Genomic DNA, 14,160 nt, shown 5'->3' with positions numbered 1-14,160 from the left:
GAATGCGCTCTCTGACACTGCACCTGAAAATCCTGATCGCCATCCTGGTGGTGCTGGGTATTTCGGTCACCGCCTACCAGATCTTCGTGCTGGGCATCCCCGTCACCGAGGACGCCACCGACGACTTGTGGAACATCGACGCCAAGGTCGAGTTCGTCGCCAACCCGAAAGACCCGGTGAAGATCCAGATGTTCGTGCCGCCCTTGAGCCGCGACTTCGTCAGCCTCAACGAGAGCTTTATTTCGAACAACTACGGCGTGAGCGTCAACCGCACCGACGGCAACCGCAAGGTGACCTGGTCGGCACGCCGCGCCAAGGGTAACCAGACCCTGTATTACCGCCTGGTCCTCACCAAGCGTTACAGCGGCGAAAAGGTCAAGGTCAAGGGCCCGACCTTCCGCGACAGCATTGCCGTGGAAGGCCCGGAAAAAATCGCCGCTGAAGCCTTGCTGGCGCCGATCCGCCAGCACTCGGCCGACGTCGAGACCTTTATCAGCGAAGCCATCAAGCGCACCAACAACCTCAATGACGACAATGTGAAGCTGCTGCTGGCGGGCGATCCGTCCACGCCGCACAAGGCCAAGATCGTCGAATTGCTGCTGTCCATCGCCCATGTGCCGGTGGAGAAGGTCCACACCATCCGCCTGGTGGCCGACCAGCCGCAAACCCCGGAACTGTGGCTGCGCAGTTTCAACGGCAATGATTGGTTGTACTTCAACCCTGAAACCGGCGAACAAGGTTTGCCCACCGACCGCCTGCTGTGGTGGACCGGTGATGAAAACCTGATCACCGTCGATGGCGGCAAGAAGGCCATGGTGACCTTCAGCCTGAACAACAGCGAAATGAACGCGATTCGCCTGGCCAAGCTGACGGACGAGAACACCGACGCCAACTTCCTCGAATACTCGCTGTACGGCCTGCCGCTGCAAACCCAGCAGACCTTCATGATCATGGTGATGATCCCGATTGGTGTACTGGTGATCCTGATCCTGCGCAACCTGATCGGCCTGCAGACCCTGGGCACGTTCACGCCGGTGCTGATCGCCCTGGCGTTCCGCGAGACGCAACTGGGTTTCGGGATTGTGCTGTTCACGATTATCACGGCGCTGGGGCTGTCCCTCAGGTCGTACCTGGAACATTTGAAATTGCAGATGCTGCCGAGGCTGTCGGTGGTGCTGACGTTCGTGGTGGTGCTGATCGCGGCGATCAGCCTGTTCAGCCATAAACTGGGGCTGGAGCGTGGGTTGTCGGTGGCGCTGTTCCCGATGGTGATCCTGACCATGACCATCGAACGCCTGTCGATCACCTGGGAAGAACGCGGCGCCAACCATGCTCTGAAAGTCGCGATTGGTACGCTGTTCGCCGCATCGCTGGCGCACATCATCATGAGCGTGCCCGAGCTGATCTACTTCGTGTTCACCTTCCCGGCGATCCTGCTGATCCTGGTGGGCTTCATGCTGGCCATGGGTCGTTATCGCGGCTACCGCCTGACCGAGCTGGTGCGTTTCAAGGCATTCTTGAAGGCTGATAAGTAATGTTCGGTTTCTGGAAGACCTGGAAGGCCCTGGAAGCGCGAGGGATCATGGGCATCAACCGGCGTAATGCCGACTACGTGCTCAAGTACAACAAGCGCAGCCTGTACCCGATCGTGGATGACAAGATCATCACCAAGGAGCGCGCCCTCGCCGCCGGTATTCATGTGCCGGAGATGTACGGGGTGATTTCCACCGAAAAGGAAATCGACAAACTCGACGATATCATCGGCGGGCGCAGCGACTTCGTGATCAAGCCAGCCCAGGGCGCCGGCGGTGACGGCATCCTGGTGGTGGCGGACCGCTTTGAAGGGCGCTATCGCACGGTGTCCGGCAAGATCATCAGCCATGAAGAGATCGAGCATCAGATTTCCAGCATCCTCACCGGCCTGTATTCCCTGGGCGGCCACCGCGACCGTGCGTTGATCGAATACCGCGTGGTGCCTGACCAGATCTTCAAGAGCATCAGCTATGAAGGCGTGCCGGACATTCGCATCATCGTGTTGATGGGCTATCCGGTCATGGCCATGCTGCGCTTGCCGACGCGCCAGTCGGGCGGCAAGGCCAACCTACACCAGGGCGCCATCGGCGTGGGCGTGGACCTGGCGACCGGCCTGACCCTGCGTGGCACCTGGCTGAACAACATCATCACCAAGCACCCCGACACCACCAACGCGGTGGACGGCGTGCAACTGCCCAACTGGGACGGTTTCATGAAGCTCGCGGCCGGTTGCTACGAGCTGTGCGGACTGGGTTACATCGGCGTGGACATGGTGCTGGACCAGGAGAAAGGCCCGCTGATTCTTGAGTTGAATGCGCGGCCAGGGCTGAATATTCAGATTGCCAACGACTGCGGTTTGACCCTGCGTACGCATGCGGTGGAAGCACGGCTGGAAGCACTGAAAGCCGCTGGCGTGACGGAAACGCCGGAGGAGCGGGTGAAGTTTGTGCAGGAAATGTTTGGGCATATTCCGCCGGTTGAGGGCTAAACACTGTCCCCTGTGGGAGCGGGCTTGCTCGCGAATGCGGTGGATCAGTAATGAATGTATCAACTGACAGCCCGCATTCGCGAGCAAGCCCGCTCCCACATTTGAACCGCGCTCTAGGACCAAATTCTTCGGGGGGCTACAATCCCCCACCCCCACGCCAACGGCTGACCCACCCCGCATGTCGACCTGTTCCGTACACCCGTTGCCCTATCGGGCCAACCCCGCTGCGTATTTTGCGGCGATCCGCCATGCGCCTGGCGCGGTGCTGCTGGACAGCGGACGGCCAGCAGCCGAGCGCGGGCGTTATGACCTGCTGAGCGCCTGGCCACAAGCGACATTGACGGTATCGCCCGACGAAAGCGGTGTTGATTTCCTGCAACGCTTGCGGGCAAATCTTACGCAGTTGGGCAAGGCGGATCTGCCTGCTGGCTATGCGCTGCCGTTCGCGGGTGGGCTGATCGGTTACCTGAGCTATGACTTTGGTCGCCATCTTGAGCACATGCCGCACCTTGCCGCAGACGATTTGCACCTGCCGGACGCGCGGTTCGGGCTATATGCCTGGGCGTTGATCAGCGATCATCAGGTGCAGACCAGCCAACTTGTGTTTCATCCGGCCCTGGCCGAGAGCGAACAGCGGCGCTTGATCACTCTGTTCGGCCAGCCGGTCGCCCACCACGCGGCGACCTTCAAGCTTGACGGGCCCATGGCTGCGGACCTCACCGCCGAGGCCTATCGCCAGGCCATCGTGCGCATCCAGGACTACATCCAGGCCGGCGACTGCTACCAGGTCAACTTTGCCCAGCGCTTCCGAGCGTCGTGTGCGGGCGATCCCTGGGTTGCCTACTGCGCCCTGCGCGAAGCCTGCCCGACGCCATTCTCCGGGTTCCAGAGCCTGCCGGACGACGGCGCGGTGCTGAGCCTGTCGCCCGAGCGCTTCGTGCATATCAGCGAGCGCCGCGTCGAAACCCGGCCGATCAAAGGCACCCGCCCCCGAGGCCTGACGCCCGAAGAAGACGCCGCCAACGCCGCGGAACTGCTGGCCAGCCCCAAGGACCGCGCCGAGAACCTGATGATCGTCGACCTGCTGCGCAACGACCTCGGCCGCACTTGCCGCACCGGCTCGGTGAGCGTGCCGGAGCTGTTCAGCCTGGAAAGCTACCCCAACGTGCACCACCTGGTGAGCAGCGTCATCGGAGAACTGGCCGATGGCAAAGACGCCCTCGACCTGATCGCCGGCAGCTTCCCCGGCGGCTCCATCACGGGCGCACCGAAGATCCGCGCGATGCAGATCATCGACGAACTGGAGCCGACGCGACGCGGGTTGTACTGCGGGTCGCTGGTGTATCTGGACGTGCGGGGCGAGATGGACAGCTCCATCGCCATTCGCAGTTTGCTGGTCAAGGATGGGCAGGTGTGCTGCTGGGGCGGTGGCGGGATTGTGGCGGATTCGCAGTGGGAGGCGGAGTATCAGGAGTCGCTGACGAAGGTGCGGGTGTTGTTACAAACTCTGGAAAACCTGTAGCCCCACGCCCCTCCTGGCTCTGCAACGTAGGGGCAGGCAGCAAGAAAGATCCTGATTCAGAACGCGTGTGGACGGTGAGTGAACTGGAAGATAGCGTCCAGCTCCGACCGCCCAACCGCCGTTTGTGAGGGATCACATGAAGCGTCTGCTTACTCGTCAGAAATTGTTTCCGAGATTGCATCTCAACCCAATCACACCTATCATCTCCCAAATTGGGAGGTTGCAGCGATGCGAATAATCGCTCTCTCTACCTTGCGGATATTCTGGGAAAGCTACTCAGCTTATTCCGACGCCAAAACACCTCTTGTCGAGCTGTATCGCCATATGGAAAAGGCGAATTACCCAACGCCGCAAGCGCTCAAAGCAGAGCTTAGAACGGCAAGCATTCTTAAAAGCGGCAGGGTTGTCTTCAACGTGGGCGGCAACAAGTATCGAGTGATCATGGCGATCGACTATCAGCGACAGCTTGGGTTTATACGTTTCGTGGGGACTCATGCCCAGTACGATCAGATCAACGCGGAGACCGTGTGATGAACATCAAACCTATACATTCCCATGAGGATCTAACCGCTGCGCTTGCGCGCGTGGAGCAGATATGGGGAGCGGAAATCGGCTCTCCCGAGGGTGACGAACTGGAAATCCTCGCCATTCTCATCGAGAAATACGAGGCCGAGCATTTTCCAATGCCTCCTTCAGATCCGGTGGAGGCAATCAAATTCCGCATGGAACAACTGGGCATGACCGCCCGCGACCTGGAGCCCTTTATCGGTACCAGTGGGCGGGTGTCAGAAGTGTTGAACCATAAGCGCAAGTTGAGTCTGTCGATGATCAAGCGCCTGCATGAAGGCTTGCGAATTCCTTATGAGCGCTTACTGGCTGGCATCTGAGATTTGCGGCGTCTGCGAAGGCCCCATCGCGGGCAAGCCCGGCTCCCACAGTTGATCGGGTTCACACCGCCTAAAGGTGGGAGCTGGCTTGCCTGCGAAGAAGCCATCCGCCGCACTGAAAAGCTTACAGGCTCAACGCCCGATTCGACGCCTTGATGAACTCTTTCTTCAAGTCCTCAAAGGTATGCACCGCCGGGAACTGCGGGAATTCGCGGATCACGTTCTCCGGCGCATGGAACAGAATCCCACGATCGGCTTCGCCCAACATGGTGGTGTCGTTGTAGGAATCGCCGGCGGCGATCACGCGGTAGTAGAGGGTCTTGAAGGCCAATACCGACTGACGCTTTGGGTCTTTCTGGCGCAGTTGGTAACTGACCACACGATCGGTTTCGTCGGTGATCAGGCGGTGGCACAGCAAGGTCGGGAAACCCAGTTGGCGCATCAGCGGCTGGGAGAATTCATAGAAGGTGTCGGACAGGATCACCACCTGGAAGCGCTCGCGCAGCCAGTTGACGAACTCGATGGCGCCGTCCAGCGGCTTGAGGGTCGCGATGACTGCCTGGATGTCGGCGAGCTTGAGCCCGTGTTCGTCGAGGATACGTAGGCGCTGCTTCATCAGCACGTCGTAATCGGGAATGTCCCGGGTGGTGGCCCGCAGGGATTCAATACCGGTTTTTTCGGCGAAGGCGATCCAGATTTCCGGAACCAGCACCCCTTCCAGGTCGAGACAGGCAATTTCCACAAGACACTCCCATTGTTGATGTTGTCGGTTGAGCGAGCAAAAGGACTGCCGAACTCTAGCGATTCAAGCTCGCCGCCGCAACGCAGAGCGGATTTTGATACCATCGCTCCCCTATAGAGCGCTCAGCGCCACTGACCTGTAGGAACCGTCCTGATGAACCAAGCCTTCGACGTCGCTGAACTCGCCGCGACTTACGCCAATAAATCTGCCCAGGATATTCTCAAGCTGGCGTTCAGCCAGTTCGGTGATGACCTGTGGATTTCCTTCAGCGGCGCCGAGGACGTGGTGCTGGTGGACATGGCCTGGAAGCTGAACAAGAACGTCAAGGTGTTCAGCCTCGACACCGGCCGCCTGCACCCGGAGACCTACCGGTTCATCGAGCAGGTACGCGAGTTCTACAAGATCGACATCGAGCTGATCTCGCCAGACCAGAGCAAGCTGGAACCCTTCGTCAAAGAAAAAGGCCTGTTCAGCTTCTACAAGGACGGCCATGGCGAATGCTGTGGTGTACGCAAGATCGAACCGCTGCGCCGCAAGCTCTCCGGCGTCAGCGCCTGGGCCACCGGCCAGCGCCGCGACCAGAGCCCCGGCACCCGCAGCCAGGTGGCGGCGCTGGAAATCGACACAGCCTTCTCCACCCCGGAACGCACCCTGTACAAGTTCAACCCGCTGGCACAGATGAGCAGCGAGGAAGTCTGGGGTTACATCCGTATGCTGGAGTTGCCGTACAACAGCCTGCATGAGCGCGGCTTTATCAGCATCGGCTGCGAGCCCTGCACCCGCCCGGTGCTGCCGAACCAGCACGAACGCGAAGGCCGCTGGTGGTGGGAAGAAGCCACGCAGAAGGAATGCGGGCTGCATGCGGGGAATATCATCAGCAAGGCATGATCCTCGATCTGTACACAAGAATGTCACCATTAGTGCCATTCTTGTGTGCACTTATAAAATTACGCACCGAAAAGTTACATTCTTCCCCGCCTCACTGCCCTCGCTGTTTTGCACACTCCTCACCCAACAAAATAAATAGCTGTTCAAACGGTCAATTTATATCGCTTTGAATTCAGCTAGTTATTTCCGACACCTATAAAAACGAAATTACCTACAGCTTTCATAGATCAAAAACTGGCACGCAAGTGGCTTAAGGTGAAATGCGCTTTGTATACAATAAATACAAAACCTACATACACTTTGCCATCTGCGGCTTGGCTGCCGATGCGCTGGAGCCTGCCGGAATGCGTACAAGCCTCTCGAATAACATCGCACTGGATCTGCCCTCCTCCCTGAAGCCCGAAGCCATCGAGCCCGGTCCGCTGGTGCTCAGCCCACGGCTGCACAACAAGGACCTGGCACCCACCAAGGTCGAAGGCCGTCGCTGGGGGCGCTACAGCATCTTTGCGCTGTGGACCAATGACGTGCACAACATCGCCAACTACTCCTTCGCCATTGGCTTGTATGCCTTGGGCCTGGGCGGCTGGCAGATTCTGCTGTCCTTAGGGATTGGCGCGGCGCTGGTGTACTTCTTCATGAACCTGTCGGGCTACATGGGCCAGAAGACCGGTGTGCCTTTCCCGGTGATCAGCCGTATCAGCTTCGGCATTCATGGCGCGCAGATTCCGGCGCTGATCCGAGCGGTGATTGCGATTGCCTGGTTCGGTATCCAGACCTACCTGGCCTCGGTAGTTTTCCGCGTGCTTTTGACGGCCATTCATCCGGGGTTTGCCGACTACGACCACAATTCGATCCTCGGCCTGTCGTCGCTCGGCTGGGCCTGTTTTGTGGCGATCTGGCTGGTGCAATTGGTGATCCTGGCCTACGGCATGGAGATGGTGCGACGCTACGAAGGCTTCGCCGGGCCGGTGATTCTGCTGACGGTGGCGTCACTGGCCGGTTGGATGTATTTCCAGACCGGCGGCAACATCGCCTGGTCGATCCGCGAACCGCTGAGCGGCGGCGAGATGTGGCGCAATATCTTTGCCGGTGGCGCGCTGTGGCTGGCGATCTACGGCACGCTGATCCTCAACTTCTGCGACTTCGCCCGCTCTTCGCCGTGCCGCAAGACCATCCAGGTCGGCAACTTCTGGGGCTTGCCGGTGAATATCCTGGTGTTTGCCGCGATCACCGTACTGCTGTGCGGTGGGCAATTCCAGCTCAATGGCCGGGTGATCGAAAGCCCCACTGAAATCATCGCGGCTATCCCGAATACCTTCTTCCTGGTGCTGGGTTGCCTGGCGTTCCTGATCGTCACCGTGGCCGTGAACATCATGGCCAACTTCGTCGCACCGGCCTTTGTGCTGAGCAACCTGGCGCCCAAGTACCTTAACTTCCGCCGTGCTGGGTTGATCAGCGCCACCGTGGCAGTGTTGATCCTGCCGTGGAACCTCTACAACAGCCCGTTGGTGATCGTGTATTTCCTTTCCGGCCTGGGCGCCCTGCTGGGGCCGTTGTATGGCGTGATCATGGTCGATTACTGGTTGATCCGTAAAAGCCGGGTGGACGTGTTGCAGCTGTATAGCGAAGACCCGAATGGCGTTTATTACTACAGCCGTGGGGTCAATCTGCGCGCAGTGGCGGCGTTCATTCCCGCAGCGGTGATTGCCATTCTCCTGGCGCTGCTGCCCGGTTTTGCCAGCGTGTCACCGTTTTCCTGGATGTTTGGCGCCGGTATTGCAGGGGTGCTGTACCTGCTGATCGCCAAGCGTCAGCCGTTCTACGCCGATGTCAGCGGCGAAAGCATTGCAGTCGATAACGTCAGTCATTAATCAAGGACATTCCATGCGTATCCTCGTGGTCAACGTCAACACCACCGAATCCATCACTGAAACCATCGCCCAGCAGGCACGCGCCGTGGCTGCGCCCGGCACTGAGATTGTCGGGCTCACACCCTATTTCGGCGCGGAGTCGGTGGAGGGCAACTTTGAAAGCTACCTGGCGGCCATCGCGGTGATGGACCGGGTGATGGCTTACGACCAGCCGTTCGACGCGGTGATCCAGGCCGGCTACGGGGAGCATGGCCGTGAAGGCTTGCAGGAATTGCTCAACGTACCGGTGGTGGATATCACCGAAGCCGCCGCCAGCACCGCAATGTTCCTGGGCCACGCTTACTCGGTGGTGACCACCCTGGACCGCACCGTGCCGTTGATCGAAGACCGCCTGAAACTGGCCGGCCTGTACCAGCGTTGCGCCTCGGTACGGGCCAGTGGCATGGCGGTGCTGGAGTTGGAAGAAAATCCGTTGGCGGCCATGGAAGCCATCGTGCGCCAGGCCGAACTGGCCATCAGCGAAGACAAGGCCGAGGTAATCTGCCTGGGCTGTGGTGGCATGGCGGGGCTGGATGAGCAGATTCGCCAGCGCACCGGTGTGCCGGTGGTGGACGGTGTGACCGCCGCCGTGACCATCGCTGAGTCGCTGGTGCGGTTGGGGTTGTCGACGTCGAAGATCAGGACCTATGCGACGCCGAGGCCAAAAAAAATCATCGGTTGGCCGCGTTGAAACGTTGGTTCAACTGCTGCTCGGCAAACTGCTCGATGATGAACTCCACAAACACGCGGGTCTTGCCGGGCAACAGTTTGTGCTCGGCGTAGTAAATGGAGATGTTGCCGTCGTCGACGTACCAGTCGGGCAGCACCCGCACCACCGCACCACTGTCCAGGAACGGCACGGCCATGGGCATGCTTACCAACGCGATGCCCAGGCCCTGGGCGCTGGCGCAGCAGGCGGCTTCGGAGTCGCTCATGGTCATGCCCGCCTTGAGCACCAGTGGGCTATGTTCACGCTCGGTGCTGGTCAATTGCCAGGAGCGGACGCGGCCGGTTTGCGGTGAGCGGATAAGGATGCCCCCGCAGCGCGCCAAGTCCTCCGGGCTGAATACCGGAGCGCGTTGCGCCAGGTAATCCGGCGAAGCCACCAGTACCCGATGCGCCGGTGCGAGCTTGCGCGCCACGACCCCTTGGGGCAGCTCAAAACCACCGCCGATGGCGGCATCGAAACCTTGGCCGATCAGGTCCACCTGGCGGTTATCGAAATGCCAATCCGGGCTGATGTCCGGAAAGCGCTGCATGAACGCCCCCAGCAGCGGCACCACATAGCGATTACCAAACACAGTGCCCATGCTGACCTTCAGCGTTCCTACCGGCCGCCCTTCGGCGGTGGCCAGGTTGGCCACCGCATTCTGGATGGTGGTGAGACTGCCGCTGACCTCTTCCAGAAACAGTTTTCCGGCTTCGGTCAGGGTGAGACGCCGAGTGCTACGCTGGAACAACCTGACACCCAGGCGCGCCTCCAGCTTGGCGACACTTTTGCCGACGGCGGCCGGGGTCAGGCTCAGGTGCCGCGCAGCCTCCGCAAAGCTACCGCCTTCGGCACTGCGCACGAAGCATTCGATACTGCCAAAGCTTTCCATATCGACCCACTCTAAACTTTTGGTTTACACAGACTATAGCAATCACGGTCTACCGGGAGGGGCTGGCGAGGTCGATACTCGGTTCCAACAACAAGGCATCCCGCCTTGAACAGCTAGGAGATCGACATGACCACACAGAACCTCAGCGGCAAAGTCGCCTTGATTCAAGGCGGTTCTCGCGGCATCGGCGCCGCCATCGTCAAGCGCCTCGCGGCGCAGGGCGCAGCAGTCGCCTTTACCTACGTCAGCTCGGCCGCCAAGGCTGAAGAATTGCAGAACAGCGTGATCAGCGAAGGCGGCAAAGCCCTGGCAATCCACGCCGACAGCGCCGATGCCGGTGCGATCCGCAACGCGGTCAACGCCACCGTCGAAGCCTTTGGCCGCCTGGATATCCTGGTGAACAACGCCGGCGTGCTGGCCATCGCACCGCTGGAAGACTTCAAGCTGGAAGATTTTGACCAGACCCTGGCGATCAACGTACGCAGCGTGTTTATCGCCACCCAGGAAGCGGCCAAGCATATGGGTGAAGGGGGTCGGGTGATCAACATTGGCAGCACCAATGCCGAGCGCATGCCGTTTGGCGGTGGTGGCCCGTATGCCATGAGCAAGGCGGCGCTGGTGGGGTTGACCAAGGGCCTGGCGCGGGATTTGGGACCACGGGGTATCACTATCAACAATGTGCAGCCTGGGCCGGTGGATACCGACATGAACCCGGCGAACAGTGATTTTGCCGAGAGTCTGATTGGGTTGATGGCGGTGGGTCGGTATGGGCATGTCGAGGAAATTGCCAGCTTTGTGGCTTACCTCGCAGGGCCGGAAGCGGGCTACATCACCGGTGCAAGCTTGACCATTGATGGTGGCTTCAGCGCTTAACCCAGTGTGGGAGCTGGCTTGCCTGCGATAGCGATCTCAAGATCACCATCGCAGGCAAGCCAGCTCCCACATTTTTTTGACCGCGTTTTTTCAGCGCAGGGGCGGCAGGCCATAGGCTGCCAGATCGAAGTCCGCGAGCTTGCGGATGATCTGGTCGGCGTGGTGGTACTTGCTGTCGGCCATGGCTTCGTCCGGCACGGCGATGGCGGTCATGTGTGCAGCCTTGGCCGCGGTGACGCCAAACGGTGAGTCTTCGAACACCAGGCAATCCTCGGGCGCAACGCCCAGGCGGCGGGCGGCGGTGAGGAAGATGTCCGGCGCGGGTTTGGCGGCGCCGACTTCCGGGTCGTCAGCGGTGACGATGGTGTCGAACAGGCCAAACCATTCGCGGTGCAAGGTGGTCTTGTGACCAAACGAATTGCGCGACGAACTGGTGCCCACGGCAATCGGGATATTGTGCGCCTTCAAGTGCCGCACCAAGGCTTCAGCGCCGGGCATGCCCAAAGCTTTTGGGAAGCGCTCGCTCATCAGCGGCTCACGGATCGTCAGGAACTCGGCGGGAGTGATCGGCAGGTCCAACGCCTTCACCACGTAGTCAGCCAGATCCTGGGCACCGCGCCCGATGATGTGCTGCTTGATGCCCCAATCGTAGGTGCGGCCATAGCGTTCGGCGATGATCTGCGTGACTTCGGTGTAGATGCCTTCAGTGTCCAGCAACAACCCGTCCATATCGAAAATCACAGCCTTGATCGGGACAGCAGTACGTGGTGCATTCGTCACAACAGATCCTTGGGGGGAAGGACTAAAAGGATTCAGCACAATAGCGGTACGAGTCCCATACAGACAACCTCCACGACTTTGTATCGCTTCGATTCGCTGCTTGATGGCCCTTCAAATCAGTGCCCAAACCTGACAACAGTTTTACCGATCGGCATTCTCGGAGACCGTCTACGGTTTGTGAGGGCAACGCGAGCTGCCACTGACTCGCGTCAGAAAATACCCCTTGCAAACCTTATAAAAGACTTATTAATCTCCAATGAACTCCATCCACTGGACCCGAAAATCCGTGAAGCAACTGCTTCGGCTGCACACCTATCATCAGCAACAGGTACGCGATGCTGTGTCAGCGCTTGAGCGCATGCCCGATGCCGCCAACGTCAAGGCATTGGTTGATTACCCCCGTGGTTATCGCTTGCGCGTGGGTAATTATCGAGTTCTTTTCGATTGGGATCGCGATATCCATGTGGTCAGCATTGAAGAGGTCAAGAAGCGTGACGAACGAACCTACTGCCGTACAGATCATCCACAATACGGAGGGCAAGCCAGCCTTTGTGGTGATTCCCTATGAACATTACCTGGCCCAGCAGAACGATCCAAATCTGATTCCCCATGCGGTGGTAAGCCGCTTGGTGGATGGGGCAACCCCCATCCGCGCCTGGCGCGAACACCTGAGCCTGACCCAGGAGGAAGTCGCCAAACGCCTGGGCATTTCCCAATCTGCATTTGCCCAACAAGAGTCGGTGAATAAACCTCGCCGTGCAACGCGGGAAAAAATTGCCAGGGCGTTTGGCATCAACGCCAGTCAATTGGAGCTATAGAGCGCTACTCTGGAAAATCCGCCCCTTCAGTCACTGAAGCCCACGCATTAAAGTCCTTGCTCAAGGCTTCCACCTTGGTCCGCGCATTGGCCAGCGCTGCCTTGCCCAGCAGCAAACGCAGTGGCGGTTGGTCGGCCTCCACGGCATTGACGATGGCAATCGCCGCACGCATCGGGTCACCCGCTTGTTTGCCGTCGATGCTGCGCAACAACGCCGTGCGCGCGCCAGCGGTGGCGTGGTAATCGGCAATCGCGTGAGGCGCTTCGTTGGCGGAACGCCCAGCCCAGTCGGTGCGGAAACCGCTCGGTTCCACCAAGAGCACCTTGATGCCCAGCGGCGCGACCTCCTGGGACAACGACTCGGAAATCGCCTCCACCGCAAACTTGCTGGCGTTGTAGAAGCTCAGTGTCGGGTAGGCCATGATCCCGCCCACAGACGACACATTCACCACGGTACCGGAACGCCGCGCACGCATGCCCGGCAGCGCGGCGCGGGTGACATCGCTGAGGCCCCAGACGTTGATCTCGAACATGCGGCGCACTTCGTCCAACTCACTCTCTTCGAACGAACCGAAGTAACCGATGCCAGCATTGTTGACCAGCACATCGATATGCCCGAAGTGATCTTCGGCGGATTTCACCGCCTCACGGACCTGGGCCGGGTCGGTCACGTCCAACGCCAGCACCAGGGCGTGGTCGGCGTAGTCGGCAACGATGTCCTGCACCTGTTGCGGGTCGCGGGCGGTGACGACGGTCGGGTAGCCGAGGCTGAGGGTGTGCAACGCCAGGTAGCGACCGAAACCGGTGGAGCAGCCGGTGATAAACCAGACAGGTTTTGCATTGGATGAAGTCATGAAAGCCAATCCTCTGAATGAACGAACCACCCCAGTATCAGCGCCGCCTCATTCTCCCAGTAGAGGCCGAATCTGCATGCCCCTTCGAGCCAAACTTCACAATGCCCGCAAGCGTTACGTACAGGCTTGAGACAGCTTCACTGGTGAAGAATCAGATTCCCTCATTCCCTTCACAGACGCCCCCATGTCCGAAGCCTTCGAAGTCCCCAGCCCTCACGAAAAACACATCGAACACACCACCGAACACGCCCACGGCCGTGGCGACAATTTCGCCAGCCGCATCGCCGTGATGACCGCCCTCATGGCCACCCTCGGCGCCATGCTCAGCTACCAGGCCGGTTCCACCGAAAGCGAAGCGGCGATGGACAAGAACAACGCCGCCATCTTCAAGACCGAAGCCGCCAACCAGTGGAATTACTATCAGGCCAAATCCAGCCGGCAAAACCTCGCGGAACTGGCCACCCACATTCCCGGTGTGGACGCGGTGCATTACAAGGAAGAAATCGAGCGCTACAAGAGCCAGAAGGAAGACGTGCGCAAACAGGCCGAGAAGCTTGAAGCCACGTCAAAGCAATGGGATGAAAAATCAGAGCAGGCGCTGCACCAGCATCATCGCTGGGCCCAGGCGATGACCGCGATCCAGATCGCGATTTCGTTGGCGGCGATTACCTTGCTGACGCGGCGGGAGTGGTTGAAGCGGATGTCGTATGCAGCAGCTGGTGTGGCGGTTGTGTTGGGTAGCCTGGCCTGGTTGCATATCTAGCA

15 protein-coding genes and 1 pseudogene are annotated in these 14,160 nt (G+C 59.6%); 12 read left to right on the top strand and 4 right to left on the bottom strand.

The window, feature by feature from the left end; genetic code table 11:
* The first annotated feature begins 2 nt into the window (after window positions 1-2).
* From HX823_RS02940 to HX823_RS02920, 5 genes are all read left to right on the top strand, one after another.
* Complete coding sequence (locus tag HX823_RS02940) at window positions 3-1,535, top strand: inactive transglutaminase family protein (RefSeq protein ID WP_038847322.1); 1,533 nt, start codon at window positions 3-5, stop codon at window positions 1,533-1,535.
* A complete protein-coding gene (locus HX823_RS02935) occupies window positions 1,535-2,521 on the top strand; it encodes an alpha-L-glutamate ligase-like protein (protein ID WP_033901220.1) in 987 nt (328 codons plus the stop codon). The genes HX823_RS02940 and HX823_RS02935 overlap by 1 nt, the downstream gene beginning before the upstream one ends.
* Before the next feature lie 178 nt (window positions 2,522-2,699).
* Window positions 2,700-4,043: an aminodeoxychorismate synthase component I gene (gene pabB, locus HX823_RS02930; protein ID WP_177074080.1), complete on the top strand. Its 1,344-nt coding sequence runs from the start codon at window positions 2,700-2,702 to the stop codon at window positions 4,041-4,043.
* A gap of 228 nt (window positions 4,044-4,271) precedes the next feature.
* A complete protein-coding gene (locus tag HX823_RS02925; protein ID WP_038847325.1) occupies window positions 4,272-4,574 on the top strand; it encodes a type II toxin-antitoxin system HigB family toxin in 303 nt (100 codons plus the stop codon).
* Entirely contained in the window at window positions 4,574-4,930 is a 357-nt protein-coding gene (locus HX823_RS02920) for a type II toxin-antitoxin system HigA family antitoxin (protein ID WP_038847328.1), read from the top strand. The genes HX823_RS02925 and HX823_RS02920 overlap by 1 nt, the downstream gene beginning before the upstream one ends.
* A 124-nt stretch (window positions 4,931-5,054) precedes the next feature.
* Here HX823_RS02920 and thrH read toward each other — a convergent pair whose 3' ends face one another.
* Window positions 5,055-5,672 (bottom strand): bifunctional phosphoserine phosphatase/homoserine phosphotransferase ThrH, encoded by a 618-nt coding sequence (gene thrH, locus HX823_RS02915; RefSeq protein WP_016979242.1) that lies wholly within the window; start codon window positions 5,670-5,672, stop codon window positions 5,055-5,057.
* A gap of 153 nt (window positions 5,673-5,825) precedes the next feature.
* Between thrH and HX823_RS02910 the strand changes: the two genes are divergently transcribed.
* From HX823_RS02910 to HX823_RS02900, 3 genes are all read left to right on the top strand, one after another.
* Window positions 5,826-6,560 (top strand): phosphoadenylyl-sulfate reductase, encoded by a 735-nt coding sequence (locus tag HX823_RS02910; RefSeq protein ID WP_177074079.1) that lies wholly within the window; start codon window positions 5,826-5,828, stop codon window positions 6,558-6,560.
* Between the two features lie 344 nt (window positions 6,561-6,904).
* The gene (locus tag HX823_RS02905; protein ID WP_038847340.1) at window positions 6,905-8,431 is read left to right on the top strand and encodes an NCS1 family nucleobase:cation symporter-1; all 1,527 of its coding nucleotides are present in this window, start codon (window positions 6,905-6,907) and stop codon (window positions 8,429-8,431) included.
* Window positions 8,432-8,444: 13 nt separating this feature from the next.
* Window positions 8,445-9,161, top strand: coding sequence for an aspartate/glutamate racemase family protein (locus HX823_RS02900; protein ID WP_038847334.1), 717 nt, complete (start codon window positions 8,445-8,447; stop codon window positions 9,159-9,161).
* Here HX823_RS02900 and HX823_RS02895 read toward each other — a convergent pair.
* Window positions 9,142-10,071 carry a LysR family transcriptional regulator gene (locus HX823_RS02895; protein ID WP_177074078.1) on the bottom strand — a complete coding sequence of 310 codons (930 nt, stop codon included), beginning with the start codon at window positions 10,069-10,071 and terminating at the stop codon, window positions 9,142-9,144. The genes HX823_RS02900 and HX823_RS02895 overlap by 20 nt on opposite strands.
* 126 nt (window positions 10,072-10,197) lie before the next feature.
* Here HX823_RS02895 and HX823_RS02890 point away from each other — a divergent pair, with 126 nt between their 5' ends.
* Window positions 10,198-10,944, top strand: a complete 747-nt coding sequence (locus HX823_RS02890; protein ID WP_033901224.1) for a 3-oxoacyl-ACP reductase family protein — start codon at window positions 10,198-10,200, stop codon at window positions 10,942-10,944.
* Between the two features lie 90 nt (window positions 10,945-11,034).
* On the opposite strand, the gene HX823_RS02885 is transcribed toward HX823_RS02890, so the two are convergent.
* Window positions 11,035-11,724 carry an HAD-IA family hydrolase gene (locus tag HX823_RS02885; protein WP_371317936.1) on the bottom strand — a complete coding sequence of 230 codons (690 nt, stop codon included), beginning with the start codon at window positions 11,722-11,724 and terminating at the stop codon, window positions 11,035-11,037.
* Window positions 11,725-11,980: 256 nt separating this feature from the next.
* Here HX823_RS02885 and HX823_RS02880 point away from each other — a divergent pair.
* Together HX823_RS02880 and HX823_RS02875 are read left to right on the top strand one after the other, a co-directional pair.
* Window positions 11,981-12,232 (top strand): annotated as a pseudogene (locus HX823_RS02880) (type II toxin-antitoxin system RelE/ParE family toxin); the annotation flags it as partial.
* On the top strand, window positions 12,186-12,542 hold the full coding sequence (locus HX823_RS02875; RefSeq protein WP_177074077.1) for a helix-turn-helix domain-containing protein: 357 nt from the start codon (window positions 12,186-12,188) through the stop codon (window positions 12,540-12,542). The pseudogene HX823_RS02880 and the gene HX823_RS02875, both read left to right, overlap by 47 nt.
* 4 nt (window positions 12,543-12,546) lie before the next feature.
* On the opposite strand, the gene HX823_RS02870 is transcribed toward HX823_RS02875, so the two are convergent.
* Entirely contained in the window at window positions 12,547-13,395 is an 849-nt protein-coding gene (locus HX823_RS02870) for an oxidoreductase (protein WP_177074076.1), read from the bottom strand.
* 184 nt (window positions 13,396-13,579) lie between these two features.
* Between HX823_RS02870 and HX823_RS02865 the strand changes: the two genes are divergently transcribed.
* A complete protein-coding gene (locus tag HX823_RS02865; protein WP_038841917.1) occupies window positions 13,580-14,158 on the top strand; it encodes a DUF4337 domain-containing protein in 579 nt (192 codons plus the stop codon).
* Window positions 14,159-14,160 lie beyond the last annotated feature (2 nt).

It is taken from the genome of Pseudomonas sp. P7759 (assembly GCF_013386445.1).
Classification (GTDB): Bacteria; Pseudomonadota; Gammaproteobacteria; order Pseudomonadales; family Pseudomonadaceae; genus Aquipseudomonas; species Aquipseudomonas azotoformans_A.
Note: the sequence above shows the minus strand (reverse complement) of the source record. Positions and strands in the feature narration are given on the sequence as shown.

Bases quoted from the DNA above. Each gene is read 5' to 3' on its own strand.
- HX823_RS02940 (WP_038847322.1), top strand. From the start codon at position 3: ATGCGCTCTCTGACACTGCACCTGAAAATCCTGATCGCCATCCTGGTG.
- HX823_RS02935 (WP_033901220.1), top strand. From the start codon at position 1,535: ATGTTCGGTTTCTGGAAGACCTGGAAGGCCCTGGAAGCGCGAGGGATC.
- pabB (WP_177074080.1), top strand. From the start codon at position 2,700: ATGTCGACCTGTTCCGTACACCCGTTGCCCTATCGGGCCAACCCCGCT.
- HX823_RS02925 (WP_038847325.1), top strand. From the start codon at position 4,272: ATGCGAATAATCGCTCTCTCTACCTTGCGGATATTCTGGGAAAGCTAC.
- HX823_RS02920 (WP_038847328.1), top strand. From the start codon at position 4,574: ATGAACATCAAACCTATACATTCCCATGAGGATCTAACCGCTGCGCTT.
- HX823_RS02910 (WP_177074079.1), top strand. From the start codon at position 5,826: ATGAACCAAGCCTTCGACGTCGCTGAACTCGCCGCGACTTACGCCAAT.
- HX823_RS02905 (WP_038847340.1), top strand. From the start codon at position 6,905: ATGCGTACAAGCCTCTCGAATAACATCGCACTGGATCTGCCCTCCTCC.
- HX823_RS02900 (WP_038847334.1), top strand. From the start codon at position 8,445: ATGCGTATCCTCGTGGTCAACGTCAACACCACCGAATCCATCACTGAA.
- HX823_RS02895 (WP_177074078.1), bottom strand. From the start codon at position 10,071: ATGGAAAGCTTTGGCAGTATCGAATGCTTCGTGCGCAGTGCCGAAGGC.
- HX823_RS02890 (WP_033901224.1), top strand. From the start codon at position 10,198: ATGACCACACAGAACCTCAGCGGCAAAGTCGCCTTGATTCAAGGCGGT.
- HX823_RS02875 (WP_177074077.1), top strand. From the start codon at position 12,186: ATGTGGTCAGCATTGAAGAGGTCAAGAAGCGTGACGAACGAACCTACT.
- HX823_RS02870 (WP_177074076.1), bottom strand. From the start codon at position 13,395: ATGACTTCATCCAATGCAAAACCTGTCTGGTTTATCACCGGCTGCTCC.
- HX823_RS02865 (WP_038841917.1), top strand. From the start codon at position 13,580: ATGTCCGAAGCCTTCGAAGTCCCCAGCCCTCACGAAAAACACATCGAA.